Below are 26,114 nucleotides of genomic sequence, written 5' to 3'. Positions count from 1 at the left end.
TGGCGCAAGGGCGTTATCCCTCGATACGCGTCAGATCAGCAACGCTAGAGCAGACCTTACGGATCTGGCTCAGCAGGTTCAGACGGTTGCGGCGCAGAATGTCATTATCGGTATTGACCTGCACGTCCTCAAAGAACGCATCCACCGGCCCGCGCAGTTCGGCCATTGCCGCCATCGCTGTCGGGAAATCCTCGGCCTTCAGCGCGGGATCGATCTTGGCCTCTGCCGCGTCAAGCGCTGCAAACAGTGCCTTTTCGCTGTCAGTTTCAGCAAACTTCACATCCGCGCCGTAAGAGTATTCGACTCCATCCTTCTCTTCCGCCTGAGACAGGATGTTGTTCGCACGCTTGAACCCCTGCACGAGGTTCTCTCCATCCTCGGTCGCAATCACCGCATTCAGAGCGCGGGCGCGTTTGACCAGGAGGTTGAGGTCGTCATTCCCCTCCATCGCGATACAAGCGTCGATGACATCATGGCGGATGCCTTCGTCTCGGAGGAAGACTTTGAGGCGGTCGTGGAAGAAAGAAAGAAGATCGTCAGACGCGTCAGGAACCTTTTTCTCAAGCTCAAGAAATGCTGCTGCGGGCGATCCTTCAAGCTTTTCTTTGACAGTCTGGAATGAAGCACCATAGACACCATGTTTTGCGATTTCTTCCAGGAGATCGCGGACATTCGCTTCGGGCAAAGCCTCATTGATAGCGCGTTCTGATCGAACCAGTTGACTATCGAAAAAACGGTCCAACCGAAGACGCAGATCATTATTCACGATTAGTCGAATTACCCCTAACGCCGCACGACGCAAAGCAAACGGATCTTTCGAACCCGTGGGTTTCTCATCTATCGCCCAGAACCCGGTCAGCGTGTCCAACTTGTCGGCTAGCGCCACTGTCACAGACAACGGTGCGGTCGGAACATCATCCGACGGCCCCAACGGCGAGTAATGTTCCTGCGCAACGGCGGCCACTGCGGCATCCTCGCCTGCCGCATCGATGTAATATCGCCCCATAAGCCCTTGAAGTTCAGGGAACTCATAGACCATTTCGGAGTTCAGATCAGCCTTGGCCAAACGCGCGGCTTTCTCGGCCTGATCCGCATCCGCCCCGACCACCGGGGCCAGTTCTCGGGCCAGCGCGGCAATGCGGTCGATGCGTTCCGCCTGAGTGCCCAGCTTGTTGTGGAAAGTCACATTCTCCAACGCGCGGGTCCATTGGGCGATGTCCGACTTGGCAACGCGCAGGTCGTTCTCCCAGAAGAATTTCGCATCGGCCAGACGGGCCGACAAAACCTTCTGGTTCCCCGCCAAAATGGTCGCGCCGTTATCGGCGGTCTCGCGATTGGCGACGGTAATGAAGCGCTCGATCCGCCCCGTCTTGGGGTTCTTCACAGAAAAGAACTTCTGATGCTCTTTCATCGAGGTCTGCAGTACCTCGGGCGGCAGTTCAAGAAACTCCTCGTCGATCTGCCCCATCAGCACAACAGGCCACTCGACCAGACCGGCTACCTCGGCCAGAAGACCCTTGTCGTCGACCACTTCCAGACCGGCGGCGAAGGCCATGTTCTGGGCATCGTTCCAGATATGTTCGGCGCGCTCTTCGGGCGACAGCACCACGAAGGCGCGTTTCAGCTTGGCGGCATAATCCTCGAACGAGGTCACCGTAAACCGGTTCGGGGCCATGAAACGATGGCCCTCAGTCGTATCACCGGACGTGATCCCTTCGATCGCAAGCGGCACGACCTGCGCGCCTGCTTCATCGGTCAGGATGCACAGGATCGAGTGCAAGGGCCGTACCCACCGCATCGATCCAGCCCCCCAGCGCATGGATTTGGGCCAGGGGAAGTTTCGAATGGTAGCTTCTAAGACCTCGGCGATGATTTCAGCTGCTGGACGACCCGCCTTTTCAATGGTGGCGAAATACACTTCGCCTTTGGGCGTGTCGCGCTCTTCCAACTGGTCTCGGGTCAGTCCCGCGCCGCGTAGAAAGCCTTCGATGGCTTTGTCAGGCGCGCCGACCTTTGGGCCTTTGCGTTCTTCGCGGATTGTCGGGCTTTCCGCCAGCAGGCCTTCAACCGCCAGCGTCAGGCGACGCGGCGTCGTCAGTGCAGCGGCAGAGGCATAGGTCAGACCGCCTTCGACCAGACCATCGGTGATCCGCTTTTTCAGGTCTTCACCGGCGCGAGTCTGCATGCGCGCGGGGATTTCCTCGGAAAACAGTTCGATCAGCAGGTCGGGCATTTTCGGTCCTTAGAAATTTACAATCGTCTGGATGACGATGGCATTGGCGATGTCCACAAAGAATGCGGATACAAGGGGCAGTACGATAAAGGCAATAGGCGACGGGCCATATCGCTTGGTTACGGCGGTCATATTTGCGATAGCTGTGGGGGTAGCACCCAGAGCGAACCCCCCGAACCCGGCGGCCAGAACGGCGGCGCGGTAATTCGATCCCATCAACGGAAACAGAACCCAGATCACGAACACCACGGCAAACAGGGTCTGGGCGGTCATGATCACCGCAATCGCAAGGCCCAGTTCGGCGATGGTCCACAGTTGAAGGCTCATCAGCGACATCGCCAGAAATGCACCAAGCGCGAATTCCGAGATCAGCGCCAGCGAGGGCGTGCGTGAGACCGGCTTGGCATTCGGCGCGAACATGGCGCGGAGATTGGCAATCACGATCCCCATGATAAGGCAGGGCACAAACAACGGCAGTTTCAGCCCTGCGGCGCTGATTGCTTCGCTCAGGATCGCGCCTGAAATGATCGCGAGGTTGAGATACAGCAGCACCCGCATGATTGTCAGATGATCAATCTCGGATTTCTGGTCGACCTCATTGGGCAGGCCCACCGTATGCTCTTCCCCGGGGCGTTCGGGGCTGAGATTGCGCCCCTCGATCAGCAGCCGCGCAATCGGCCCCCCGACCAGAGCGGCCAGCACGAGACCCAATGTGGCCACGGCCACCCCCAACTCGGTTGCGCCACTCAAACCGGTGGCGCCCGCAACTTCGGGGGCCCAGGCGATCGCGGTTCCGTGCCCCCCGATCAGCGCAGCAGACCCGAACAGCACCCCGGCTTGCGCCGGATAACCGAACATCGCGGCCCCCGCAGCGCCGATCACGTTTTGCGCAACGATGGTCAGAAGCGTCAAAATCAGAAGCAAAAGCAAAGGCTTGCCGCCCGCAATCAAATCGGAAAGACGGGCATTTAGACCAATCCCGGCAAAGAACAGAACCAATAGAAAGTCTCGTGCGGTCAAGCCAAAGGATAGCTCAATGCCGAAACCAAGATACAGCGCCAATACCACGAGCGAGGCCAGAAGGCCCCCGGTTACCGGCTCGGGGATGTTGAAGCTGCGCAATTGTGCGACACGGGCGTTGATCTCTGCCCCCAGCAGATAGACCGCAAAGCCCAGCGTTGCTGTCAGGAACTCCGGTATCTCAACGACCATCCCCATCTGCATCAGCCCTCGGGCCTGGGTGGGCACTCCTCGCCCACAACCGTGCCGTCATAGGCCTTTTCACCGCAATTGTTCAGCGCATGCCAGACGTAGCCTTTACCATCCTGTGTAATGGCAACGATCCGGTCGACACCATAATGGATGTTCTTGGTGCCCAAGAAAGCCTGTGCTTGACCCGATTTCAATACGTCGGCCAGCGCAACTGCGTCGTAGCAGTCAAACCACCCTGGCGCGGTCAATGGCTCGGGGTTCTCGACAGGGGTAAAATCCACCATTTGATCCGGCCTCAACTCGGTTTCGAAACAGGCCCGATACCGGATCGGAGAACTGTCGGCGTCAATGGCCTTAAACCCAGTATAGGCGATGGCTTCGGGCGCTTCCGCCCCTTGCGCCAGCAGGACCACATCCTGGCCCGGGCGCGGTTCTACCTCATAATAGAACCCATAAACCTGCAGGTAATACATGCCAGTACCGGCCAGAACTCCAGAAATCAGAAGGATTAGCGCAACCAATTTTCCAGTCATCGTTTACGCCACCTCTTTCAAGTTCATAGAAAATAAGACAGGTTCCCAAGCAGTACGGTCAGAAACGAGGCTACTCGCATGGAAACCACTCTTGCCGTCGGATTCTTTGGCGCGCTTTTTGCAATCATGAATCCGATTACCAACTTGCCTGTGTTCCTGAGTGTTACGCAAGACCTGCCCATTTCGGATCAACGCAAAGTGGCTGTGAAGACTGCGCTTTATTGCACGATCCTCGGTGGCGCCTTCGCTGCGATCGGCAGTCACGCGCTTGGGCTCTTTGGCATCAGCGTCGATGACCTGCGCGTCGCCGGTGGCCTTGTTGTACTGATGATCGGCCTGAACATGCTGAACGGGAACCAGAGCAGCTCGCATCACGGAACCGACGGAGAAAAGAAATCCTATCCCGCGCCCGAGACCGTTGCGTTCTATCCCTTGGCTTTTCCCATTCTGGTCGGCCCCGGAACAATCACAACACTGATCCTTTATGCGCACCACATCAAAACCCCGGTCGAAGCCGTTGTCTATGCAGGTGTATTTCTGTTCGTGGTGGCCTTGCTTTTGATCACGTTCTGGAACGCATCGGCGTTGGCTAAGCGGCTGTCGGACAATGCCCGAGTGATAATGAGCCGCTTCATGGGCATGATCCTTGCGGCTATCGCAATCAGCATGATCGCAGACGGCCTGAAGGCGTTGTTGCCCGGACTGGCCTAGGCGCTGCATCAAGCTTCGAACCCGGCAGCCTCGGTCTGCACGAACGCATCGGCGCATTGCTTGGCCAATGCGCGAACGCGGCCGATATAGGCCTGTCTTTCGGTAACCGAAATCACCCCGCGGGCGTCCAGCAAGTTGAAGATGTGGCTGGCCTTGATGCACTGATCATATGCGGGATGCGCCATGATGATGCGCTTGCCCGTCTTCGGGTCGTCATGTTCCTGCGCCAGAATGGTCGCGCATTCGGTTTCAGCCTCTTCGAAATGACGCAGCAGGACCTCGGTATTGGCAATATCGAAGTTCCAGCGGGCGTATTCCTCTTCGGTCTGCTTGAAGATGTCGCCATAGGTCAGCGGGCTGGGTGATTGCGGATCGTTGAACGGCATATCCATCACATGATCAATGCCCAGCACATACATGGCCAGACGTTCCAGACCATAGGTCAGCTCACCCGAAACCGGCGCACAGTCATGGCCGCCGACCTGCTGGAAATAGGTGAACTGGCTGACTTCCATGCCGTCACACCAGACCTCCCATCCCAGACCCCAAGCACCCAGAGTGGGGCTTTCCCAGTCATCCTCGACAAAGCGGATGTCGTGCAGATCCATGTCGATGCCGATGGCCTCAAGGCTGCCCAGATACAGCTCTTGCAGATCCGGCGGGCTGGGTTTGATCAGCACCTGGTATTGATAGTAATGCTGCAACCGGTTCGGGTTTTCGCCATAACGTCCGTCTGTCGGGCGACGCGAGGGCTGAACGTAGGCCGCTGACCAAGCCTTGGACCCCAAAGCGCGCAACGTGGTTGCTGGATGGAACGTACCTGCGCCGACCTCCATGTCATAGGGCTGTAGGATCGCACAACCTTTCGACGCCCAATAGGACTGAAGCCTTAGGATAATCTCTTGAAATGAACGTGGTGCGCTTTTGGGTTCGGTCATGACATTTCCCTTGGACGCGCGGGGCGCCCGGTTCCGGTAAGTTCGGCCCTTCCTATGCAAGGCATCCAAGGGCGTCAACGGGCCAATCGGCCACTCTGTCGCTGAGCGGCCACACACAGAATTCCCCGTATTCCGGGCATGGCAATCGGACCGCGATTCCGCGTAATCTGCGCCAAAGTGAAAACACTGCAGAACACGGGCAGACAATGACACGCGTATTTACGGTTATTACATTCTTTATCCTCTTCGGCCTGCGCGCCGCTTTTGCCCAGCAAGATGCGGGCGTCTTTGTTCAGATCGAGGCACAGCCGTCGCTGCGCGAGGCGCAGGAACGGGCGCAGGTTTATGCGAACGCGCTGCCCGATGTGAACGGGTTTCGGCTGAATTCCGGCTGGTATGCCATTGTTATCGGGCCCTATTTACGCGACGACGCCGAACAGGTGCTGCGCGTTTACCGGGCCGAGCGTCAGATCCCATCGGACAGTTTCATCGCATTCTCCAGCGCGCTGGGGCAACAGTTCTGGCCCATCGGTGCCAACATCCTGAACCGCGGCGTCGTCACCGCCCCGATCCAGCCCGAGCCGCAACCAGAGCAGCCCTTGGCCGGTCTTACCCTGCAGGACGCAGATGAAACCCGTTCGCAGGCTCTGCAGGGCGAACGCCTTTTGACCACGCAAGAGCGCAGAGATCTGCAAACCGCGTTGCAGGCAGCCGGGTTCTACAATTCAACAATTGACGGAGCCTTTGGTCAGGGCACCCGCCGCTCGATGGGCGATTGGCAACGTTCCAACGGGTTCGACGCGACTGGCGTTCTGACCACGTTGCAGCGCAAAACCCTGATGGATGACTACAACGCTCCACTGATCAGCGTCGGGATGGCACGCTATTCCGACCCGCAAGCCGGGATCGAACTGGATATGCCAATGGGCGTCTTGGGCTTTGACCGTTACGAGGCACCCTTTGCCCATTTCAACCCCACTTCTGATCTGGACACCAAGGCGCTGCTGATCTCGCAGGAAGGCTCTGCCGCAACCCTGCGGGCGCTCTATCAAGTGATGCAGTCGCTTGAAATCGTTCCTCTGGACGGTGAGCGCAGCCTGCGTGGCAACAGCTTCACGATTGAAGGGCGCGGAAATGGCATGACCTCGTTCACGCAAGCGGCTCTGAAAGACGGCAAGATCAAAGGTTTCACGCTGGTCTGGCCTGCCGGGGATGAGGCTCGCCGCGCTCGAGTTTTGGCCGCGATGCGTGCAAGCTTTGCCACGACCGATGCCGTACTGGATGCCGGTGCCGGAGCGGATGCTGACCAGCGCATCGATTTGATGTCTGGACTGCAAATCCGCAAACCGCGGCTATCGCGATCGGGCTTCTTCGCCGACGCTGATGGTACGGTTCTGACGGTCACCGAGGCCGCTGAAAGCTGCACCCGCATCACGCTGGACGGTGACCAAGAGGTTCAGCTGGCTTGGCAGGATGCCGACCTTGGTGTCGCTGTGCTGCGTCCTAGCCAGACCCTTGCCCCGATCAGTGTTGCCGAGTTCCGCGCGGGCGTTCCGCGTATTCAGTCTCAGGTCGCTGTTTCGGGCTTTTCTTACGAAGGCGCGTTGGGTGCCCCTACTCTGACCTTTGGCGAAATCGCTGATATCCGCGGCCTGAATGGAGAAGATGGCGTCAAACGCCTTGCACTGTCCGCCCAGCCCGGCGACGCGGGAGGACCTGTTTTTGACGATAGCGGCAGCGTTGTTGGCATGTTGCTACCTGCCCCTTCCGATGGGCGTACCCTGCCCGACTCGGTCAGCCTTGCGGCGAATGTGGCACGTCTGACCGAGGTTCTGACCAAGGCGGGCATCTCAGGTCAGCCCGCGCAAGGCTCAGCCCAGATTTCACCCAACGAACTGAGCCGCAGAGCCAACGGAATGACCGTTCTGGTGCACTGCTGGGACTGAACAATCAGGTTCAGGGAAAAGGCGCTGCACGAAGGTGCACGCCTTTTTTCATAGGTTTACAGGATATCCGGTGTGACCCGTATTAATGTGGGAACCTCGGCCTGAAAGGCGGCGCGCACTGCGTCCTGCATCTCGTCCAGCGTCTTCGGTGCAGCTGACAGCGCCCCGAACGCCTCGGCCAGTTTGCAGAAATCCGGGTTTCGCGCGATCACCGCATTGGGCGCGATCTGTCCGCGCACCATGCTCTCTTCAATCTCTTTGAGTTTACCATTGTCCCACAGAATGATGGGTAGCGGCAGGCCGAGTTCGACAGCAACCCCAAGCTCTTGCATTGTGTAGTGAAAACCATAGTCACCCGCGATGACCGCTGTGGGTTTGCCCCGCCGTGCTACTGCACCACCGATCCCGGCTGGCAGGGCGTAACCCAGCGTGCCAAATCCAGTCGGGTGGTGCCAATGATAAGGAAAGCCCATGTCCCAGACTTCTTTCGCGACATACGCGAATTGGGTCATGTCCGAATAAATCATCGTATCCAAGGGCATGGCCGCCCTGAGTGCATCGACCACGGGGACAATGCCCGGGCGCTCGGCATCTACCTCGGCCCGCCAGCGCGCGCGCGCCTCGCGCACCTCGTCCGCAGACCAACCAGCGGATGGTTTTACCTGATCGGACACTGCCCACAGCGCATGCGCAAAACTCTCACCATCTGCCTGCAGTTTGACAGCCGCACGATGGTGGTCTGACAGCACTTGCGGGTCCAGATCAACACGCACCATAGTTGCGTTGTGGCCCAGATCATGGCGCCACAGATCAACCTCGCCCAATTCAGCACCGACAACAACGACAAGATCAGCCGAGGCAATTACTTTGGCGCTGCCCGGTCGTGGCAGCATCGATCCGAAATCCAGCGGATAATCGGACCCGGCCAGCCCGCGACCGGCATATGTCGTGAAGCACGCCGCCCCCAACTGGGTCAGGATCTGTCGCCAAAGGTTAGACCGGCACCCGCCGCCTAATATGAACAACGGCCGCTGCGCGATATTCAGCAGCGACAGAACCGGTGCCACATCCGGTGGAACAGTCTGGTTGCGCAAGGCAGGCTGGTTTGGAAAAGGTGCAGGCGCTGCCTCGGCCTCCAATTGCGCGATGGGTACCTGAATGTGTTTCGGTCGCGGGCGCGACAGCTCAAACTCTTCGAAGGCGCGCTCGATCAGACCATAGGCAGCCTTGGCATCGTTCGCCTGACAGGACCAGTCTGTAACTGTCTCGGCCGCAGCGCGTTGATCCTTCATCTGATGCAATTGGCCACGCAGTGCTTGTGTCTCTTCGAGACAAGAAGACAACACCAGCATCGGCACCGAATCCGAATAAGCCTGCCCCATCGGCGTCATTATGTTGCACAGGCCCGGTCCGGTGATCACATAGGCCACCCCCGGCTTGCCAGACGCGCGGGCAAATCCATCGGCCATGAAACCGGCCCCCTGCTCGTGTCGGGCCAGAACATGCGTGATCCCGGCCTCTTCGATACCGCGATACATCTCCTGATTATGCACGCCCGGTATGCCAAAGATCACGTCAACGCCACGATCCTTAAGCATGTGCGAGATCTGCGCCCCAAGGGGTCGTTTCATTAGCCTCTCCAGAATTGAACGGTAAAGATTGCGTAGACAGCTAGCAGTTCAAGGCGTCCGACCAGCATCCCGATCGTCAGCAGCCACTTGGCACCGTCATTCAGCCCCGCAAAGTTGCCTGCTGGCCCGATCTGTTCCCCCAGTCCCGGCCCAACATTAGCCAGTGCCGTCGCGGCCCCCGATACCGAGGTGATAAAGTCCAACCCCGTCAGGGCCAGCGCCCACGACAGAACCCCCATCGATAGTGCAAAGAACATGAAGAAACTCATGACCGAGGTCAGCACGTCGCGACTGATCGGTCGTCCATCATAGCGCGGCACGAACACACCATGCGGCGAACGAATTCGGCTGAGCTGGGTTTTAATCGACGCAAACAGCAATTGATAGCGGAACACCTTGATCGAACACGCGGTGGACCCCGCGCAACCGCCAATCAATCCGATCAGGAAGAACAACATGACCGGAAAACTGCCCCAGCCCATATAGTCGACACTCGCGTACCCTGTGCCCGAAATGATCGATGTGATGTTGAACAGCGACTCGCGGAACGCCTGCTCCCAATGATGCGGAAAGACCGAAGTCAGGAAGATCGACATGATCACAACCAGAACCACGATGGTTGCCAGAAACGCCCGAATCTGGCTGTCTTTCCACAACGAGCTTGTGTGACCATTGGCCAATTGCACATACCGCACAAATGGCAGCGCCGCGAGGATCATGAAGATGGCAGCGGCATATTCCAGAGGTCCCGAAAACCGGGCGAAAGAGCTGTCATAGTTTGAAAACCCGCCCGTCGCGATTGTGGTCATGGCATGTACGACGGCGTCAAAAAAGCTCATGCCGAAACCGGCATAGACCAATGCACAGACCACCGTCAGAAATACGTAGATCAAGGAAATCTGCCCGGCGATCTCTTGCGCGCGGGGCAGAATTTTTCCCATGGTTTCAAACCCTTCCGAGCGGAAAATCTGCATCCCACCAACGCGCAGCTCGGGTAGGAACACCATCGCCACGACGATGATTCCGATGCCCCCCAACCATTGCAAAACGCCCCGCCAGAGCAACAAGCCCTGTGGCAGTTCGTCTAGCCCCGAGATCACGGTTGAACCTGTGGTGGTCAGCCCCGACATCGCCTCGAAATAGGCATCGACGAAACGCAGTTCAGTTTCGCCGAACAGAAACGGAATTGCGCCAAAAACCGGCAACGCCACCCAGACACCCGAGGTCAGCAAAAAGGTCTGACGGATGGTCAGACCTTCGCCCACTCCGTTGGAACAACTCATCGCAAGAACACTGCCGGTCAGCAGTGTTATGACCGCGCTTTCAAAGAAAACATGCCACTCGCCCCGCCCCTCGATCATGTCGACAAGCATGGGCAGCAGCATGGTCGCCCCTAGAATGGCGACCAGCAGGCCAATCACATATCCGACCGGGCGAAGATCCATCATGACGGGCAGCGTTGGCGCGCCAGCCCGACGGTGTCAAGCAGATGATCCGTGTTAACTGTCGGATTTTATCTCAACGCCCGGCATCGCGGGTGGCTTCGACGGGGCGCGTGCACGACGCGGTGCCGGTTTGGCCTGCTCAGCCGACGCAGCTGCGGGTTTCTTCGTCGCAGGTTTTGCAGCGGCAGGTTTCGGAGCCGCTTTGGCCTGAGGCGCAGCTTTTGCCGGGGCGGGCTTAGCTACCGCAGGTGCCTTGGGCGCCGCTTTTGCCGTGTTTGCTGATGCTTTCGGCGCTGCGGCTGCCGGTTGTGCCTTGGCTTGTGCGGAAGATTTAAACTCCGCAACCGGCTTGGCCGCCGTTGATACTGGCTTGGCCGCTTTCGAGGCGGATTTCGCAGATACGTTGGCCTTCGCCGGTGCTGCTTTCACAGCCGTTTTGGCGTCCGGGGCCGCCTTGGGTGCAGCGGCCGCAACCTTAGGAGCCGCCGTTTTCGGCGCTGGTGCCGCCGCAGGCTTAGCCGCCGCCTTCGGCTTTGGTGCTGCTTTGGGTTTCGGCGCCTCTTTAGGCTTTACTGCAACCTTGGCTTTTGCAGCCGGTCTGGCTGGCTTTCGCGTTGCTGGTGTCGCCACTTCGCGGGCAACCGGTGCGGGTGCCTCGGCTGTCTTCAGTCCGTGCAGAGGTGTCATCGGCAGATCAAAAGCCGCGCGGGTCATGATCTGCATGATCTCCATCTGACTGGCCATTGCGTAACCGGCCATCCGGATGGCGGCTGCCTGAAACTCAAGTGGTTGAGTAATCGGATTCATTGCATGTCTCTCCTGATAAAACCGAGGCAGCGGGTAGATGAGTAAAGGACCCCGCCCGCCCCAATCGTCCGGGCGGATTTGCAGGTTGGCGGTCCAAGGCGTTGCACGTCCCGGTTTCCTTTCGGGCTGCGCGACCCGGTTTTTACGGATGCGCAGCAGCTGCACTCGGGGACAATCTAGCGCAATTCAGGGTGCAGATGCAGCATTTCCTGCTGCATTGCGGCAAAAAAGCGCCCATGCAGGATTTTTGACTGTTTTTCCAGCAGCTTCCGCGGGGTCAATCAGCCCACATGAAACAGCGTCGTGAACAAACGCGGGTCCAGGCTCGCGGATTCGAAGGTTGGACCTTCGGTCAGAATCGAGACCGCATCATGGCTGTGCAGGCTTTCCTGATGGCTGGCGATCACACGGAAATCGCCGACATGATGATCGGCCTGCAGCTCGGCGCAGAACAGACGCGCGGCATCTTCCACGAATATGGGATTGGCAGCGTTCAGTTCGGCAAAGGCCTGTTCATCTTCGCGCTTGACCATCACCTGAGTTTCGGTTGGCACCGCGCGGCGGCACAGCGCGATCAGATCTTCGAACCACAGACAATCGGCGTTGCAATCGATAACCACCGAAATCCGCGCCACCGAGCGCTGGGAATGCGGCGTCGCCAGCTGCCCGCGGGTTGCGCGCGCGTGTTCGCTCAGTTCCAATGAACAGGGGCATGTGGACGAATAGACATAGTCCAGATGCATAATCTTCAGACGTTCTCCGCCTTGATCAACCAGTTCCAGCGCGATGTCGTAATACTGGTATCCGGACAAGCCCGAACGCAGGCTCTCAATCCGATCGGGATAGGAAAACCGCATCTGTATGCGCGCATCCAAACTATCCAGATCAGTCAGATAGTCGTTCAGCGCTGCCTCCATCACCTCAAAACTAAAGGTGCGCTCGGCGTGCTTGTAGAAGGACCGCATGATCCGAGACATGTTGATGCCCTTCTTCTCGGCCTCAAGGCTGACAGACCCGGTGACCGAGGTCTCAAGTGTCAGCTCGGCACCACTTTTGCGATGGAACCGGATCGGCAGGCGAAAATTCGAGATGCCGACATGCTGGATCTGCTGCTTCGAACCCCGGATCAGGCTGGACGGACCGTTTTGCAGATCCGGCAATGTGGCCTTATAGGCTGCATCCGCCTCGAACTCGTGGGGATATTCGCGCGACAGGGCCGGATAGTTTGACGGCAACAGCCCCGGGACAAGCTGCGCAATTGCCGGGTCAAGTTGACTGATCTCGGCCGCCGAGGCTGATTTCGCCCATTCGCGCAGCACCTTGAGCGCTGCTGCGGCCTGATCGTGATCGGGTGTCTCGTTGATGTCGCGCGGATGAATGTTCATTGGCACGGATCCCTTGCTAGGCCGACGGTTATATACCACCGAGGTTTAATTACCAGTCCTGAACGATACGCGCGGAATAGCAGTCCGGATCGAAATTCGAGGCAAGAAATCGTCATTTTACAACCAAATGCGCCGGATCAGGCGGATCACATCCGCCTGATGATGCATTCCCGGCGCATCACTAGCCCTGAGATACGTCTAGCGCGCGCTGGATATCCGCAAGCAAATCACCGGCATCCTCAAGCCCAACCGAAAGTCGGATCAGGCCCGGCGTGATACCCAACTCATCGCGTTGTTCGTCGCTCAGACGCTGGTGCGTTGTGGTGGCCGGGTGCGTTGCGATCGACTTGGCATCGCCTAAATTATTCGAGATCACAGGGATCGTCAGCGCATTCAGGAAAGCAAACGCCGCCGCTTTGCCGCCCTTGATGTCCAGCGATAGAACCGTGCCGCCCTTGCCGCCCAGCTGCTCTTGCACCAACGCGTTTTGCGCATGGGTTCTCAGCCCGGGATACAGTGTCCGCTCCAGTGCAGAATGCCCTTCTAAAGCTTCTGCAATCTTCTGCGCGCTGTCGGCTTGGGCGTTTACGCGCAGGGCCATGGTTTCAAGACCTTTGACCATGATCCAAGCGCTGAACGGGCTAAGCGCACCGCCGGTGTGCTTCATGTAAGGCTCGACCGTGCCACGGATGAATTCCTTGGTGCCGATGATCACGCCGCCCAGCGCCCGGCCCTGCCCGTCGATATGCTTGGTCGCCGAATAGACCACCACGTCGGCTCCCTGTTCGATCGCGCGCGAGAACACGGGTGTCGAGAACACGTTGTCCACGATTACAACCGCACCCACCGCATGGGCCAGCCTCGACACGGACGTGATGTCGATCACTTCAAGCGTCGGGTTCGACATGGATTCAAAAAACACTGCCTTGGTGTCAGGCCGGATCGCGGCCTCCCACGCGTCCAGATCGGTGCCGTCTACAAAGGTCACCTCAACGCCATAACGCGTCAGGATGTTTTCGAGGATATACAAACAGGACCCAAAAAGCGCCTTGGCTGAAACCACATGGTCGCCCGCCTGCAGCATCGAAGTCAGCGCACCGTTCACAGCGGCCATACCTGAAGCGGTGGCAAACGCATCCTCGCCGCCTTCCAAAGCTGCGATACGCTGCTCGAACATCGACACGGTGGGGTTGCCGTAGCGGGCATAGATGAACTCATCCGGGCCGCTTTCGATAAACCGGGCCTCGGCCTGCTCGGCGGTATCGTAGACAAACCCCTGCGTCAGAAAGATCGACTCAGAAACCTCATTGTACTGACTGCGACGGATGCCGCCATGGACGGCTTGGGTGCGTTTGTTCCAGCTCTCGCTCATCTCATTCCTTTCAGCCCCGCATTGGAGGCAAACAAAAAACCCCAGACGCGGCCAAGCGAAAGGGGTCTTTCATCCTGACCTTTTAGCGGTGTTGTTTAACGTGGCCCGCAATCCGGTAACAAATCGCCACATGAATGAAGATGCGTTTACGCCCCGCCCCGGAACACGTCAAGCCCGACTGATCACCGGTCACGCTTTCGTAACACGGCCACGCGCGCTCTTGCCGTTTGTGCAGAAAGCTTCATGATCGCCCAAACTCAAGGAGGCCCCATGATTGATCTCTATTTCTGGCCCACGCCCAACGGCTGGAAGTTGTCCATCGCCCTGGAAGAGATGGAGCTGCCCTACAAAACCCACTTAATCAACATCGGCAAGGGCGACCAGTTCGACCCTGAATTTCTGAAGATCTCACCTAACAACCGTATGCCCGCCATCGTCGACCCGGACGGCCCTGACGGCGCGCCTGTTTCGGTGTTCGAAAGCGGCGCGATCCTGATGTACCTCGCCCGCAAGACCGGGCGGTTCTACGGCAATACCGAACGTGACAGGATCGCAGTCGAGGAATGGCTGATGTGGCAAATGGGCGGCGTAGGCCCGATGGCCGGCCAAGCGCATCACTTCCTGAAATACGCTCCACATCTAGACCCGCCACAAGACCATTCCTATCCGAAAGACCGCTATCGCAGTGAGGTCGGGCGTCTCTACGGCGTGCTCGACCGCAGGCTGGCCGAAAACGAATACGTCGCCGGCGATTTCTACTCCATCGCCGACATGTCGATCTGGGGCTGGGCCAGCCTGTGGGAAGGTCAGCAACAAGTGCTGGAGGATAAACCGCATTTTACCCGCTGGCTGGACATGATGAGCGCCCGCCCGGGCGTTCAGGCAGGTCGCGCACTACATGCGGAGTTGCGTGGCGATAACCGGGACAAGCAGGCGCAAAGCAATTTGTTCAAGCAGTAGGACTTCGCTGCTATACTGTCATCTTGAACAGAAATAGGATATTATTCAGCCCCATCCGATGCGCCCAACGCAGGGGCACCGAGACAGATAAGGATGCAATTGATCGGACCTGCAAGGGAACGAGTAACTGCATGCGAGTTTTAGCCCTTTCGTTTATCATATGCGCGGGTATTGCAAGTGCCGCACCGGATTGCGAGGAACCCGAGCAGGCGCAACCTCACGAACTTGTCGCCCTTGAACCGCCCGTTGAACTAGACGTGATCATAGAAGAAGCTGTCGATGGGCCTCCTGAACGAGAGTTGACGGTTTCCGCCAGACCACGACTGCGCCCCTGCAAATTTCGTCAGATTGAAATCGGGCGAGATCGTATGCGTCAACGCGGTGCGGTATGTGGCGACTGGACCATACTCGGCGAGAACCGAAAGCCTTTTACAGGTAAGTTTCGGGGGTGCGGCATAGCCGATCCAGTGCTTATCCGCATGGTGTCTAACATCTTTCTCAGCCAATTGGCATTGATGGATTGCAAGACGGCCATTACGCTGAAGACATGGTTGGAGAATACGGCCAAACCGGCCTTTGCGGACCAAGGAGGCGGCCTGAAAGGAATACGTTTGGCTGGTCATTATGCGTGCAAGACACAGAACAATCAACCGGGCGCACGGATTTCTGAACATGCACGAGGGCGCGCGATTGATATTTCGTCCTTCATATTGATGGATGGCACCGTGATTACCGTGCTTGACGGCTGGGGCGACGAAGGGTCAAGCGACGTTATGCGCGAACTTCACACAGGTGCATGCGGATTGTTCGGAACGGTGCTTGGCCCCGACGCGGACCACAATCATAAGGGGCATTTTCATTTAGATACTGCTCGCCGCGGCAAGGGCCCTGTTTGCCGCTAGCCTGTTCCTCCTGCCCCTGCATTAAAGCATATTGCTTGCCCTAGATATGCGCGATCATATGGGTCACCAAACTCACCAGCTGCATCCGGCTCGTGATCCTTAGTAGGCGTCCCGAGTTCAAGGTACGGCGGAAGCGTTCGCAGATCTCGCTCCAGACCAACACATTTACGATGTCCATCTCATCCTCCAGCTTGACAAATTCACAACTTGGTCGTCCCAAGCCTTTGCCACGGGATCACAGCCCGGCCACTGCCATCAGCGCCCTCTATGACGGATTGTTCAGCCGGATAATGGGCAGGCAAGCAGGTGGGCATGGACAGTCCCAGTTTGAATCCGCAGGGAAAATAGAGGCAACAAGCGTGAGAACATATAGGGAACAACCTACAGGAATGTCCAGACGTGGCATCATGAGATGCAGATGATGCTGGAAAGACCAAGCGCCCTTCACTAATGAAGACTCCGACACATGCAAAAGGAAGACGCACGCAATGGCAAAGATCACCTATGTCGAGCATGGCGGTACCGAACACACAGTCGAGGTCGCCAACGGACTGACAGTCATGGAAGGGGCCCGTGACAACAACATTCCCGGCATCGAGGCCGATTGCGGTGGCGCCTGCGCCTGCTCGACCTGCCACGTCTATATTCATCCTGACTGGGTCGAGAGAATCCCCGCCAAGGACGACATGGAAGAAGACATGCTGGACTTCGCCTATGAACCCGACCCGACCCGCTCGCGCCTGACCTGTCAGATCAAGGTCACCGACGCGCTGGATGGTCTGGTTGTGCAGATGCCCGAAAAGCAGATCTGATGCACCCTGATGCGCCGCGCCAGCCCAACCGCCTTTGGCAGCGTCGGGCGCGCGGCGCTGTTCTGATGGTTTGCATTTGGCTAACGGGGAATATGCCCGCAGCCAGCGGCGAAACCAAAGTATCTGCTCGCTTCACGGAACCAACAACACGCTACGCCCATGGGGTGCTTGGCGACGCCATCGAATACGGTGCTTTGGAAATCGGCGTCGGTACAAGTCTTTCCTCGGCGGCGCGGCGAAAAGTCGATAGCTCCAAACGCTCGACCGTTACAATACGTCTGCCTGAAGACCGCGTATTCGAAGATCTTGCCCCACGCCTGGCCGATATCGATCAGGACGGGTTGCCCGAAGTCATCGTTGTAGAGACCCAGCAGCATACGGGTGCTCAACTGGCGATCTATGACGTCAATGGTCAAAAAATCGCCGCCACCCCCCATATCGGCACGCGCAACCGCTGGCTCGCCCCCATCGGTGCCGCCGATCTGGATGGTGATGGACATGTCGAGATCGCCTATGTCGACCGCCCACACCTTGCGAAAACTCTGCGCATCTGGCGTTACAAAGACGGTGAACTCATTGAAATCGCGACAATCCCTGGCCTTACCAATCACAGGATCGGAGAAGATTTTATTTCAGGCGGTCTGCGCCAATGCGAAACGCACCCTGAGCTGATCCTCGCCAGCGCCGACTGGTCGCGGATCATAGGCGTCTCGTACAGCAAAGGCTGGCGACAAAAAGACCTCGGACCACTCAACAGTCTCAAAGATCTGGCCAACGCACTAAAGTGCTGATCCGATCTTCATCTGGCCATAAATACCTCGGGGAGCGCGAGGGGCTGGCCCCTCGCCCCGAAATCATCAAGCCGGGCGCAGCCCGACTACTGAGTTAAAGCGCGCGCCAGCCGATGTCGCGACGGAAGAACCCTTCAGGCCAATCAACACCTTCAACCATGTCATACGCCCGGTCGCGTGCGTCTTTCAGCGTTTCCCCACGCGCAGTCACATTCAGAACGCGGCCACCCGCGGCCTGAACCTTGCCTTCAGCCGCTTTTGTCCCCGCGTGGAATACCATGTTGCTACTATCCTCGGCCAGATCACCCAGGCCGTTGATCACAGTGCCTTTTTCATAAGAACCAGGATACCCCTTTGCCGCCATCACGACCGTGATGGCGTGATCGTCGGCCCAGTTCACCCGCGTCTCAGCCAAGCGACCCTCGGCCGCCGCGTGCATCAGGTCCATGGCCTGAGCGCCAAGGCGCATCATCAGTACCTGACATTCGGGATCTCCGAACCGCACGTTGTACTCCACCAACCTGGGCTGACCATCCTTGATCATCAAACCGGCGTAGAGCACACCCTGAAACGGTGTCCCGCGCCGCTTCATCTCGGCCACCGTCGGGCGCACGATCTGATCCATCGCAAGGGCCTCGATCTCGGCGCTCAGCACCGGGGCCGGAGAATAGGCGCCCATCCCCCCAGTGTTCAGCCCGGTATCGCCCTCGCCGACGCGCTTGTGATCCTGCGCTGTGCCGATCGACAGGATATCCTCTCCGTCACAGAGCACGAACAGAGACGCCTCCTCGCCCTCCATGAACTCCTCGATCACCACTTCGGCCCCCGCGCCACCAAAGGCTCCGCCGAACATGTCGTCAATCGCGTTCAGGGCGGTTTGCTCGTCCATCGCAACGATCACGCCCTTCCCGGCAGCCAGCCCATCGGCCTTGACCACGATCGGGGTCCCCTGCGCACGGATGTATTCCTTGGCGGGCTCAGCCTCGGCGAACCGGGCATAAGCCGCCGTCGGCGCGCCGGATGCGTCACAGATTTCCTTGGTGAAACTTTTTGAGGCCTCCAACCGCGCCGCTTCTGCCGAGGGCCCGAAAACCAGCACACCCGCTTCGCGCAGCCGGTCAGCGACCCCTGCGGCCAAAGGCGCTTCGGGGCCAACGATCACGAAATCAATCGCGTTTTCCTCGGCAAAGTTGACCACAGCACCGCCATTCTCAATGTCCACCGCCGCGCACTCTGCGATCTGGGCGATCCCGGCATTCCCCGGCGCCACAATCAGGCGATCACATTTGGGGTTTTGCATCACCGCCCAAGCCAGACTGTGCTCGCGTCCACCGCTGCCGAGAATGAGGATATTCATGAAACGCTCCGATCTGCTTGGCCTTGCCTGCGCGGCGTTCTAAGCTGCGCAGAGATTTGACACAAGGCGCTGAAATGTCCGACCTGCTAGATGACCCGATTCCGGGTCAGAACACCCCCGAATACACTGTCTCGGACATCTCAGGCGAGGTGAAGCGCACGCTCGAGGGCACCTTTGGCCGAATCCGTGTGCGTGGAGAAGTGGGCCGCGTGTTCAAGGCCCGTTCGGGTCATCTGTATTACGACATAAAGGACGACCGGAACGTGCTGGCCTGCACAACTTGGAAAGGGCAGATTTCTGGTCTTTCAGTTGTTCCCGAAGAAGGCCTCGAGGTTGTCGTCACCGGGCGCCTGACAGCTTTTGGAGCCCAGTCGAAATACAACCTGAATGTCGATGAAGTCGCCGTCGCCGGGCAAGGCGCGCTGATGGCATTGCTGGAAAAGCGCAAAAAGCAGCTCGAATCCGAAGGCTTGTTTGCGGCTGAACGCAAGAAACCCCTGCCCTACTTGCCGCAGATCATCGGCGTTGTCACTTCGCCCTCCGGTGCGGTGATCCGAGACATCTTGCATCGGCTGCGTGATCGGTTCCCGCGCAAAGTACTGATCTGGCCCGTCGCGGTTCAGGGGGCAAACTGTGCCCCCGAAGTGACCCGCGCCATCGAAGGCTTCAATCAACTCACACCGGGCGGGGCCCTCCCGCGACCCGACCTGATTATCGTCGCGCGCGGCGGTGGGTCCATAGAAGACCTCTGGGGCTTCAACGAAGAAAGCGTCGCGCGCGCGACTGCAGCCTCAGAAATCCCGCTGATCTCGGCCGTCGGGCACGAGACGGACACCACCCTGATCGACTATGTCTCGGACCGCCGCGCGCCTACGCCAACCGCCGCTGCCGAACTTGCCGTACCGGTCCGCATGGAACTGCTGGCTTGGACCAACGAACAAGGGGCCCGCCTGTCGCGCGCCTCCACGGATGCCGTGCAACGCCGCAGCCAGCGTCTGCGCGACCTGTCCCGAGCCCTGCCCCGCCCCGATACACTGCTGGAAAGCCCGCGCCAAAGGCTCGACCAAATCTCGGAACGCCTGCCCAACGCGCTGATCCGGGGTGTTCAGAACCGCCGCGTCAAACTGCTGGACAGTGCGGCCCGCCTGCGCCCCTCGACCCTGCGCAGCTTTGTCGAAACCCGCCGCGATCGCTGGCGCAACCTGTCCTCACGCCTGTCACTGCGCCCGATCCAGCGCGAGCTGGAAACACGGCGCGACGCTCTGAATCGCCTATCCGAACGCCTGAACACCGGGCAATCCACGCGATTGGACCGCCTGCGCCAGCAGATGGACGCCACCGACCGCCTACGTGAAACGCTGAGCTACAAGGCGACGCTCGGGCGTGGCTACGCCGTCGTGCGCGCCGAAGGAGAGGTCATCACAACCAAAGCTCAAGCCTCCGGTCACGCTGTTCTTGAGATCGAATTCGCTGACGGTCGCCTCAGCACCGGGGCTGCGGGCAAGGCGCCACCCAAGAAATCCAAACAGGCACCTCCTGATCAGGGATCGTTGTTCTGACCGATGTTGACGATCTGGGGCCGTAAAACATCCTCGAACGTTCAGGCCCTAATGTGGTGCGTGGGTGAGCTTGGCCTAGAATGCCAGCGTCACGATCTTGGCCATCGCTTCGGCGGGCTGGACACTGCAGCGTTTCGGGCACTGAACCCAAACAAAACCATCCCCGTCCTGCAAGATGGCGACAACCCACCGCTTTGGGAAACCGGCGCCATCCTGCGATATCTGGCCACCCAATATGGTGATCAGGCATTCTGGCCTTCAGATCCTACCCGGCGCGCCACGATCGACAAATGGGCCGAATGGGCGAAACTCAACGTGGCGATGGCGTTCACCGTTCCGGTGTTCTGGCAAATTGTGCGAACACCCGTTGAACAGCAGGACCAAACAGCGATCCATCGGGCCGTCAGCGATTTGGAAATCAAACTGGCAATCGCAGACAAGGAGCTGGACCAAAACACGTTCCTTGCGGGTGAGCATTTTACACTGGCGGATATACAGTTCGGCCACGTCCTTTACCGCTACTACGATATCGACATCGTCCGCGCTCCGTTACCGCATTTGCGTCGATACTATGAACGGCTAACCGAAAGGCCCGCGTTTCAACATCACATCATGCTGGACTATGAAGACCTGCGACCATTTCAGACCCCGACATCCGGTCCGTAGCACAACATCTCTTCGCCAATATCCTCGGCCTCGTACAGCTCGGTCGCGGTCGGATCGCCCTCGAATTGCGCGATCAATCCGCCCCCAGATTGCCAGAAAACCCAGCATTGCGGCGCCAGTTGATCCTCATAGATGAAACAGATCTGATCTTCCTGCTCGTACCATACTCCGTTCATGCAATTGCCATCCAGAAATGACCAGATGACTCGGCGGTCTGGCAGATACCGTTCGACTCCGTAGGCCTGCCCATCGAACCCGTAATACAAGGTTTTTCCACGCGTATACGCATCAAACTCAGGCCCTGACAGAGGCGACTGCGCCGCAACGGGCTGTGAGGCAAGGGTCAGTAGAATCAAGCAAGTTCGGATCATGGCCACACTGTGTCAGAAGCTGCCCACAAGTGCCATTCAACCTTTCCACATCGCGACGATCGGCAAGATAACTCCACGTCACGCCTTGATGCACGGCCGAGATCATGGCGATGATTGCCTCAAAAACATCGGGGACGCACCATGACGACACTTCTTTTCTGGATTGCGGCGGCCTGCGCGCTGACCTACCTGCCACTTACCACGCGCCCGGCCAGCACCCTGCGTAGCACGCTGAAAACAGCATCGGTCGTGCTGCTGGCAGGCGTCGCCATACTGGCAAGCGCGCCATGGCTCCTGATCCTCGCCCTCACCTTCTGCGCGATAGGCGATGCCCTTCTGTCACGCGAAAACGACAGCACATTCATGGCAGGCATCGGTGCATTTGCTGCGGGGCATTTGGCCTATATCGCCTTATTTTTGATGAGCCCCAGCAGCAACCCTGAACTGATCTTCGACCACCCCGCGATCTTCTGGTCCCTGATCATCCTGGGCATCGTTATGGCCACGCTGCTCACCCCCCGCGCCGGAGACCTCAAAATCCCCGTCCTCGCTTATATTCCAATCATCCTGGGCATGGGCATCACCGTTCTTGCCCTTCCCGAAACTGGAGCCTTACGCTGGGCCCTTCCCGCCGCGATGGCCTTCATCGCCTCGGACCTGGCGCTTGCGACTGAAAAGTTCCTGCTACCTGCCAATCACCCGACCCTGAAGCTTACGCCCTATCTGGTCTGGCCGCTTTACTGGGCTGCCCAAGCCGGGTTTCTGATCGCCTTCACCTGACCCTTTGCAACTGCCTTCAATCCACATTAGGTGAGGGGAACACCTGCGGAGATCAAAAATGGCGTTTTTCTCAAAGCTCAAGGACAAGCTGTTCAAATCCTCATCGCGCCTCGAAGAGGGGCTGGATGCAATTGTCGAGGATGGCGGCGAGGAAACCCCAAATCCTGATCCGGTGATCCCCGAACCAGAGCCCGAACCGCAACCGGTTCCCGAAGTACCTGAACCCACGCCCGCGCCCCAACCGGTCGAGCCTCCCGCTCCGATCCCGGCTGATCCCACACCGGCGCCTCCACCCCCAGAGGTTCCAGAATCCAAGGGTTTGATGGGTCGTCTGTTCGGCCTAAATGAATCCAAGACCGTTGTCCGCCGCACGCTGGATGACGACATGCTGGAGCAACTCGAAGAGCTTCTGATCGCCTCGGATATGGGCGTCGACACCGCCTTGCGCGTTACGTCCAACATGGCCGAGGGGCGCTTTGGCCGCAAACTCTCGACCCAGGAAATCAAACAGCTGCTGGCGCAGGAGGTTGCCCGCGTGATGGAACCCGTGGCCAAACCAATGCCGATCTACCCCAAGCGCCCGCAAGTGGTGCTGGTTGTTGGCGTCAACGGTTCGGGCAAAACTACGACAATCGGTAAGCTTGCCAGCCAGTTCAAAGCCGCCGGCAAGAAAGTCGTCATCGCCGCCGGAGACACATTCCGCGCCGCCGCCGTCGAGCAATTGCAGGTCTGGGGCGACCGCGCAGGCGTTCCAGTGCTCACCGCCCCCGAAGGCTCCGACCCTGCTTCGCTGGCCTTTGATGCGCTGACCAAAGCGCAGAACGAAGGTGCCGACCTGCTGATGATCGACACAGCAGGCCGCCTGCAAAACCGCGCCGACCTGATGGAAGAGCTGGCCAAAATCGTCCGCGTCATCCGCAAGGTTGACGACACCGCACCGCACAACACTCTGCTGGTGCTGGACGCCACCACCGGGCAAAACGCCCTCAGTCAGGTCGAAACCTTCCGCAAACTGGCCGATGTCTCGGGCCTCGTGATGACCAAACTGGACGGAACCGCCAAAGGCGGCGTGCTGGTCGCCCTCGCCGACAAGTTCGGCCTTCCGATCCACGCCATTGGTGTAGGTGAGCAAATCGACGACCTCGCCCCGTTTGATCCCGAAGAATTCGCCGCCGCCCTTACGGGCCTACAATCCTGATCCGCCCCTTCATCTGGCCGAAAATACCTTCGGGGGGCGTGGGGGGCAGACAGCCCCCCACTCTCTCCGCCCAAGCGAAAGCCCCGATTTGAGCGACTGGCTGATCTCCCTCGAAGGCACCGAAGCAGGCCACCAACTCGCCCTCGCCCTCGCGCTGATGGCGGCCTTTCTGCATGCGGTTTTCGGTGCACTGCAAAAAGGTCGCCACGACCCGTGGATGTCGCGCGGGGCGATCGATGCCTGCTACTGCCTTATGGCGATGCCATTCGCCTTCTTTATCGTGCCATGGCCCGAACCATACATGTGGCCGATCTTTGGCGTCGTTTGGCTGATACATATCGGCTATAAGGTGCTGCAGGCGATGGCCTACACCAAAGGCTCCTATACCGTTGTCTATCCGGTCGTGCGCGGTACTGGCCCGCTCTTCACTGTGATCGGAGCCTATCTTTTGTTCGGTGAAACCTTCTCGGCCATCCAATGGCTTGGAGTGGCGACGCTTCTTGCGGGTATCTTCGGCCTTGCCGCCTATAACCTGCGCTACCTTGAGACCAATCGAGATACGCTGCAAATCGCGCTGGTGCTGGCGGTCGTCACGGGCCTCTTCGTGGCGCTCTATACGACCTATGATGCCTACGGTATCCGCGCTACGGCCGACCCGTTCACCTTCCTTGCGTGGTTCTTCATGATCGACGGGGCCGCGATGCCGATCTATGCTGCGCTCAGATACCGCGCAATGATCCACCGCCCTGCGCTTGGACCTCTGATGCTTCGCGGGTTCGCGGGCGGCATCATCGCGCCGATGTCCTTCGGTGCCATCATGCTGGCCACGCGACTGGACAAGGTCGGAGAGGCGGCGGTCCTGCGCGAAACCTCCACCGTTTTCGCAGCACTCATCGGCTGGCTGGTGCTGAAAGAAACTGTCGGCCCCAGACGCATTGCGTTGATGGCATTGATTGCACTCGGCGCAGTAATAGTTGAAATGGGCGGGTAAGCAGCAGGTTGGAATCATGGCAGAGAAAAAAGACATCAACCCATTCCTCAAACAGGTACTGGAACTTGGCCCCCCACTGGCCTTCTTCTTCATCTACCTGCGCCTGCGTGATGACAATTTCGTGATCGGCGGCACCGAGTATTCTGGGTTCATCGTCGCCACCATCCTGTTCGTGCCGCTGATGCTGGCTGCCATGGGCATCCTCTGGTACCTGACGGGCAAACTCAGCCGGATGCAGATTTTCACCGCATTCATGGTGATTTTCTTCGGCGGCCTCACCGCGTGGTTCAATGACGAGCGGTTTTTCAAGATGAAAACAACGCTGGTCTATGGCTTCTTTTCCGCCATCCTCGGGATCGGGCTTTTGCAGGGGAAATCCTACCTGGCATATGTTCTGGACGAGATGCTACCCATGCAGCACGAGGGCTGGATGATCCTCACCCGGCGTCTGTGTGCCTGTTTCGCAGTACTGGCCGCAGCCAATGAATTGGTCTGGCGCACGATGTCAACGGACCTATGGGTCAAGATCGAAACCTTCGGCTTTCCCATTGCCTTGATGGCGTTTCTGATGATGCAGTTCAACCTGCTGCAAAGCTATATGGATGATCCCGACAAGCAATAACTGTTCTTGCCCAAGCGTAACAAGCTAACAAAATTTCTTGGCTTAAGCTTGAAGCTGTGAAAAGTTGGGTCACCACCCGCACCACTCAACCCCGGAGATCAGCGCCCGAATGATGGCATTTCCCAACAGTGGATTCCTGTCCGAAGCCTCTGAAGAGCTGCGCACCATGTTGGCAGCCCAGGCCACCGAAGTCACATTGGATCGGGGCGATGTCCTGTTCGAGCAGGACGATGAAGGCGATGCGCTCTATGCCATTCTTTCCGGTGCGCTCGAAGTGTCATTTCTTGCGTCGAGCGGGCGCAAGCTGTCTCTCAGCATGATGCGCCCAGGTGAGGTGTTCGGGGAAATCGCGTTGTTCGATAGCGGTCCCCGCACCGCAACCGTAACAGCAGCTGAGCCCTCCAAAGTCCTGCGCGTTCGCCAGAAAGACATGATGGCGCAGATCCGGGAACATCCTGACCTTGCGGTGGATCTGATCCGCTTGGCCGGTCTTCGCATGCGTTATATGGGCGCTCAATTGAACGAGCAGGTATTCCTGCCGATGCCGATCCGACTGGCGCGCAAGCTTTTGCACCTGGCAGGACAACAGGACAGCCCAACGGCACGTATCACGCTTTCGCAGAGCGAATTGGCCGAATTTGTCGGTGCGACGCGTGAGGCAGTGTCAAAGACCATTTCGACATGGAAACGCGACAATGTCGTCGAAGCTTCGCGCGGCGGGCTGCAGATCCACGACTTTGACGCGCTGCGGCAACTGGCCGAATCCGATTTAATCTAAATTTTCGGCACAGATGTGATCCGCTTCACATACGCAGCTTTAACATTGCCCTAAGGTCAATCCCGTTACCGTAGGAGGTCGGTTTTATCATCCCCGATATCTGTCCACCGACCT

At 58.6% G+C, this 26,114-nt stretch carries 25 protein-coding genes and 1 riboswitch; of the genes, 13 read left to right on the top strand and 12 right to left on the bottom strand.

The features are described from left to right. Window positions 1-13 precede the first annotated feature (13 nt). Genes glyS through ACR0JG_RS08975 form a run of 3 tightly spaced genes read right to left on the bottom strand, consistent with a single transcriptional unit; the run spans window position 14 to window position 3,978 of the window. Window positions 14-2,233 (bottom strand): glycine--tRNA ligase subunit beta, encoded by a 2,220-nt coding sequence (glyS, locus tag ACR0JG_RS08985; RefSeq protein ID WP_480569176.1) that lies wholly within the window; start codon window positions 2,231-2,233, stop codon window positions 14-16. Between the two features lie 9 nt (window positions 2,234-2,242). After that, window positions 2,243-3,451, bottom strand: a complete 1,209-nt coding sequence (gltS, locus tag ACR0JG_RS08980; RefSeq protein ID WP_170596125.1) for a sodium/glutamate symporter — start codon at window positions 3,449-3,451, stop codon at window positions 2,243-2,245. A gap of 5 nt (window positions 3,452-3,456) precedes the next feature. Then, window positions 3,457-3,978: a DUF6446 family protein gene (locus tag ACR0JG_RS08975; RefSeq protein WP_480569173.1), complete on the bottom strand. Its 522-nt coding sequence runs from the start codon at window positions 3,976-3,978 to the stop codon at window positions 3,457-3,459. Between the two features lie 78 nt (window positions 3,979-4,056). Here ACR0JG_RS08975 and ACR0JG_RS08970 point away from each other — a divergent pair, with 78 nt between their 5' ends. Then, window positions 4,057-4,689: a MarC family protein gene (locus ACR0JG_RS08970; RefSeq protein WP_170626061.1), complete on the top strand. Its 633-nt coding sequence runs from the start codon at window positions 4,057-4,059 to the stop codon at window positions 4,687-4,689. An 8-nt stretch (window positions 4,690-4,697) separates the two neighbouring features. Here the strand turns inward: ACR0JG_RS08970 and ACR0JG_RS08965 are convergent, their stop codons facing one another. Next, window positions 4,698-5,627 carry a glycine--tRNA ligase subunit alpha gene (locus tag ACR0JG_RS08965; RefSeq protein WP_480569170.1) on the bottom strand — a complete coding sequence of 310 codons (930 nt, stop codon included), beginning with the start codon at window positions 5,625-5,627 and terminating at the stop codon, window positions 4,698-4,700. Window positions 5,628-5,833: 206 nt separating this feature from the next. Here ACR0JG_RS08965 and ACR0JG_RS08960 point away from each other — a divergent pair, with 206 nt between their 5' ends. After that, a complete protein-coding gene (locus tag ACR0JG_RS08960; RefSeq protein ID WP_480569167.1) occupies window positions 5,834-7,573 on the top strand; it encodes a serine protease in 1,740 nt (579 codons plus the stop codon). Window positions 7,574-7,629: 56 nt separating this feature from the next. Here the strand turns inward: ACR0JG_RS08960 and ACR0JG_RS08955 are convergent, their stop codons facing one another. The 5 genes from ACR0JG_RS08955 to metZ form a co-directional block, all read right to left on the bottom strand. After that, window positions 7,630-9,204, bottom strand: coding sequence for a thiamine pyrophosphate-binding protein (locus ACR0JG_RS08955; protein WP_480569164.1), 1,575 nt, complete (start codon window positions 9,202-9,204; stop codon window positions 7,630-7,632). Next, window positions 9,204-10,652 carry a TrkH family potassium uptake protein gene (locus ACR0JG_RS08950; RefSeq protein WP_170393516.1) on the bottom strand — a complete coding sequence of 483 codons (1,449 nt, stop codon included), beginning with the start codon at window positions 10,650-10,652 and terminating at the stop codon, window positions 9,204-9,206. The genes ACR0JG_RS08955 and ACR0JG_RS08950 overlap by 1 nt, the downstream gene beginning before the upstream one ends. Window positions 10,653-10,703: 51 nt before the next feature. Continuing rightward, window positions 10,704-11,456 carry a hypothetical protein gene (locus ACR0JG_RS08945; protein ID WP_480569161.1) on the bottom strand — a complete coding sequence of 251 codons (753 nt, stop codon included), beginning with the start codon at window positions 11,454-11,456 and terminating at the stop codon, window positions 10,704-10,706. Between the two features lie 281 nt (window positions 11,457-11,737). Continuing rightward, window positions 11,738-12,841 (bottom strand): GTP cyclohydrolase FolE2, encoded by a 1,104-nt coding sequence (gene folE2 / locus ACR0JG_RS08940; protein WP_170563343.1) that lies wholly within the window; start codon window positions 12,839-12,841, stop codon window positions 11,738-11,740. Between the two features lie 181 nt (window positions 12,842-13,022). Next, window positions 13,023-14,213 (bottom strand): O-succinylhomoserine sulfhydrylase, encoded by a 1,191-nt coding sequence (gene metZ / locus ACR0JG_RS08935; protein WP_170596012.1) that lies wholly within the window; start codon window positions 14,211-14,213, stop codon window positions 13,023-13,025. 62 nt (window positions 14,214-14,275) lie between these two features. Continuing rightward, window positions 14,276-14,353: riboswitch (SAM riboswitch) on the bottom strand. A gap of 130 nt (window positions 14,354-14,483) precedes the next feature. Between metZ and ACR0JG_RS08930 the strand changes: the two genes are divergently transcribed. After that, window positions 14,484-15,173, top strand: coding sequence for a glutathione S-transferase N-terminal domain-containing protein (locus ACR0JG_RS08930; protein ID WP_480569158.1), 690 nt, complete (start codon window positions 14,484-14,486; stop codon window positions 15,171-15,173). A 131-nt stretch (window positions 15,174-15,304) separates the two neighbouring features. Then, the gene (locus tag ACR0JG_RS08925; protein WP_480569155.1) at window positions 15,305-16,075 is read left to right on the top strand and encodes an extensin-like domain-containing protein; all 771 of its coding nucleotides are present in this window, start codon (window positions 15,305-15,307) and stop codon (window positions 16,073-16,075) included. A gap of 40 nt (window positions 16,076-16,115) precedes the next feature. Here the strand turns inward: ACR0JG_RS08925 and ACR0JG_RS08920 are convergent, their stop codons facing one another. Further along, the gene (locus tag ACR0JG_RS08920) at window positions 16,116-16,253 is read right to left on the bottom strand and encodes an error-prone DNA polymerase family protein (protein WP_170404964.1); all 138 of its coding nucleotides are present in this window, start codon (window positions 16,251-16,253) and stop codon (window positions 16,116-16,118) included. A 310-nt stretch (window positions 16,254-16,563) separates the two neighbouring features. Between ACR0JG_RS08920 and ACR0JG_RS08915 the strand changes: the two genes are divergently transcribed. Beyond that, window positions 16,564-16,887, top strand: a complete 324-nt coding sequence (locus ACR0JG_RS08915) for a 2Fe-2S iron-sulfur cluster-binding protein (RefSeq protein WP_170510621.1) — start codon at window positions 16,564-16,566, stop codon at window positions 16,885-16,887. A 92-nt stretch (window positions 16,888-16,979) separates the two neighbouring features. Next, a complete protein-coding gene (locus ACR0JG_RS08910; protein ID WP_480438415.1) occupies window positions 16,980-17,678 on the top strand; it encodes an FG-GAP repeat domain-containing protein in 699 nt (232 codons plus the stop codon). A gap of 94 nt (window positions 17,679-17,772) precedes the next feature. Here ACR0JG_RS08910 and purD read toward each other — a convergent pair whose 3' ends face one another. Further along, window positions 17,773-19,035, bottom strand: a complete 1,263-nt coding sequence (purD, locus tag ACR0JG_RS08905) for a phosphoribosylamine--glycine ligase (RefSeq protein ID WP_480561771.1) — start codon at window positions 19,033-19,035, stop codon at window positions 17,773-17,775. A 74-nt stretch (window positions 19,036-19,109) separates the two neighbouring features. Between purD and xseA the strand changes: the two genes are divergently transcribed. Together xseA and ACR0JG_RS08895 are read left to right on the top strand one after the other, a co-directional pair. Further along, on the top strand, window positions 19,110-20,594 hold the full coding sequence (gene xseA, locus ACR0JG_RS08900) for an exodeoxyribonuclease VII large subunit (protein ID WP_480561773.1): 1,485 nt from the start codon (window positions 19,110-19,112) through the stop codon (window positions 20,592-20,594). A gap of 3 nt (window positions 20,595-20,597) precedes the next feature. Further along, window positions 20,598-21,260: a glutathione S-transferase family protein gene (locus ACR0JG_RS08895; RefSeq protein WP_480569152.1), complete on the top strand. Its 663-nt coding sequence runs from the start codon at window positions 20,598-20,600 to the stop codon at window positions 21,258-21,260. On the opposite strand, the gene ACR0JG_RS08890 is transcribed toward ACR0JG_RS08895, so the two are convergent. Next, a complete protein-coding gene (locus ACR0JG_RS08890; protein WP_480569150.1) occupies window positions 21,236-21,631 on the bottom strand; it encodes a hypothetical protein in 396 nt (131 codons plus the stop codon). The genes ACR0JG_RS08895 and ACR0JG_RS08890 overlap by 25 nt on opposite strands. Window positions 21,632-21,772: 141 nt before the next feature. Between ACR0JG_RS08890 and ACR0JG_RS08885 the strand changes: the two genes are divergently transcribed. The 5 genes from ACR0JG_RS08885 to ACR0JG_RS08865 all read left to right on the top strand — a co-directional run bounded on the left by ACR0JG_RS08885 (window position 21,773) and on the right by ACR0JG_RS08865 (window position 26,000). Continuing rightward, on the top strand, window positions 21,773-22,411 hold the full coding sequence (locus ACR0JG_RS08885; RefSeq protein ID WP_480569147.1) for a lysoplasmalogenase family protein: 639 nt from the start codon (window positions 21,773-21,775) through the stop codon (window positions 22,409-22,411). Between the two features lie 58 nt (window positions 22,412-22,469). Next, window positions 22,470-23,609 (top strand): signal recognition particle-docking protein FtsY, encoded by a 1,140-nt coding sequence (gene ftsY / locus ACR0JG_RS08880; protein WP_480569144.1) that lies wholly within the window; start codon window positions 22,470-22,472, stop codon window positions 23,607-23,609. Between the two features lie 88 nt (window positions 23,610-23,697). Beyond that, window positions 23,698-24,600: a DMT family transporter gene (locus tag ACR0JG_RS08875; RefSeq protein WP_170393546.1), complete on the top strand. Its 903-nt coding sequence runs from the start codon at window positions 23,698-23,700 to the stop codon at window positions 24,598-24,600. A 16-nt stretch (window positions 24,601-24,616) separates the two neighbouring features. Further along, the gene (locus ACR0JG_RS08870; protein WP_170393548.1) at window positions 24,617-25,222 is read left to right on the top strand and encodes an inner membrane-spanning protein YciB; all 606 of its coding nucleotides are present in this window, start codon (window positions 24,617-24,619) and stop codon (window positions 25,220-25,222) included. Window positions 25,223-25,331: 109 nt separating this feature from the next. Next, a complete protein-coding gene (locus ACR0JG_RS08865; RefSeq protein ID WP_170393550.1) occupies window positions 25,332-26,000 on the top strand; it encodes a Crp/Fnr family transcriptional regulator in 669 nt (222 codons plus the stop codon). Window positions 26,001-26,114 lie beyond the last annotated feature (114 nt).

The sequence above is a fragment of the Ruegeria sp. AD5 genome (assembly GCF_056542345.1).
The sequence above is the reverse complement of the archived record's forward strand: the minus strand, read 5'-3'. Positions and strand labels throughout refer to the sequence as shown.

Coding starts and splice junctions, on each gene's coding strand:
- glyS (WP_480569176.1), bottom strand. CDS start 2,233: ATGCCCGACCTGCTGATCGAACTGTTTTCCGAGGAAATCCCCGCGCGC.
- gltS (WP_170596125.1), bottom strand. CDS start 3,451: ATGGGGATGGTCGTTGAGATACCGGAGTTCCTGACAGCAACGCTGGGC.
- ACR0JG_RS08975 (WP_480569173.1), bottom strand. CDS start 3,978: ATGACTGGAAAATTGGTTGCGCTAATCCTTCTGATTTCTGGAGTTCTG.
- ACR0JG_RS08970 (WP_170626061.1), top strand. CDS start 4,057: ATGGAAACCACTCTTGCCGTCGGATTCTTTGGCGCGCTTTTTGCAATC.
- ACR0JG_RS08965 (WP_480569170.1), bottom strand. CDS start 5,627: ATGACCGAACCCAAAAGCGCACCACGTTCATTTCAAGAGATTATCCTA.
- ACR0JG_RS08960 (WP_480569167.1), top strand. CDS start 5,834: ATGACACGCGTATTTACGGTTATTACATTCTTTATCCTCTTCGGCCTG.
- ACR0JG_RS08955 (WP_480569164.1), bottom strand. CDS start 9,204: ATGAAACGACCCCTTGGGGCGCAGATCTCGCACATGCTTAAGGATCGT.
- ACR0JG_RS08950 (WP_170393516.1), bottom strand. CDS start 10,652: ATGATGGATCTTCGCCCGGTCGGATATGTGATTGGCCTGCTGGTCGCC.
- ACR0JG_RS08945 (WP_480569161.1), bottom strand. CDS start 11,456: ATGAATCCGATTACTCAACCACTTGAGTTTCAGGCAGCCGCCATCCGG.
- folE2 (WP_170563343.1), bottom strand. CDS start 12,841: ATGAACATTCATCCGCGCGACATCAACGAGACACCCGATCACGATCAG.
- metZ (WP_170596012.1), bottom strand. CDS start 14,213: ATGAGCGAGAGCTGGAACAAACGCACCCAAGCCGTCCATGGCGGCATC.
- ACR0JG_RS08930 (WP_480569158.1), top strand. CDS start 14,484: ATGATTGATCTCTATTTCTGGCCCACGCCCAACGGCTGGAAGTTGTCC.
- ACR0JG_RS08925 (WP_480569155.1), top strand. CDS start 15,305: ATGCGAGTTTTAGCCCTTTCGTTTATCATATGCGCGGGTATTGCAAGT.
- ACR0JG_RS08920 (WP_170404964.1), bottom strand. CDS start 16,253: ATGGACATCGTAAATGTGTTGGTCTGGAGCGAGATCTGCGAACGCTTC.
- ACR0JG_RS08915 (WP_170510621.1), top strand. CDS start 16,564: ATGGCAAAGATCACCTATGTCGAGCATGGCGGTACCGAACACACAGTC.
- ACR0JG_RS08910 (WP_480438415.1), top strand. CDS start 16,980: ATGCCCGCAGCCAGCGGCGAAACCAAAGTATCTGCTCGCTTCACGGAA.
- purD (WP_480561771.1), bottom strand. CDS start 19,035: ATGAATATCCTCATTCTCGGCAGCGGTGGACGCGAGCACAGTCTGGCT.
- xseA (WP_480561773.1), top strand. CDS start 19,110: ATGTCCGACCTGCTAGATGACCCGATTCCGGGTCAGAACACCCCCGAA.
- ACR0JG_RS08895 (WP_480569152.1), top strand. CDS start 20,598: ATGTTGACGATCTGGGGCCGTAAAACATCCTCGAACGTTCAGGCCCTA.
- ACR0JG_RS08890 (WP_480569150.1), bottom strand. CDS start 21,631: ATGATCCGAACTTGCTTGATTCTACTGACCCTTGCCTCACAGCCCGTT.
- ACR0JG_RS08885 (WP_480569147.1), top strand. CDS start 21,773: ATGACGACACTTCTTTTCTGGATTGCGGCGGCCTGCGCGCTGACCTAC.
- ftsY (WP_480569144.1), top strand. CDS start 22,470: ATGGCGTTTTTCTCAAAGCTCAAGGACAAGCTGTTCAAATCCTCATCG.
- ACR0JG_RS08870 (WP_170393548.1), top strand. CDS start 24,617: ATGGCAGAGAAAAAAGACATCAACCCATTCCTCAAACAGGTACTGGAA.
- ACR0JG_RS08865 (WP_170393550.1), top strand. CDS start 25,332: ATGATGGCATTTCCCAACAGTGGATTCCTGTCCGAAGCCTCTGAAGAG.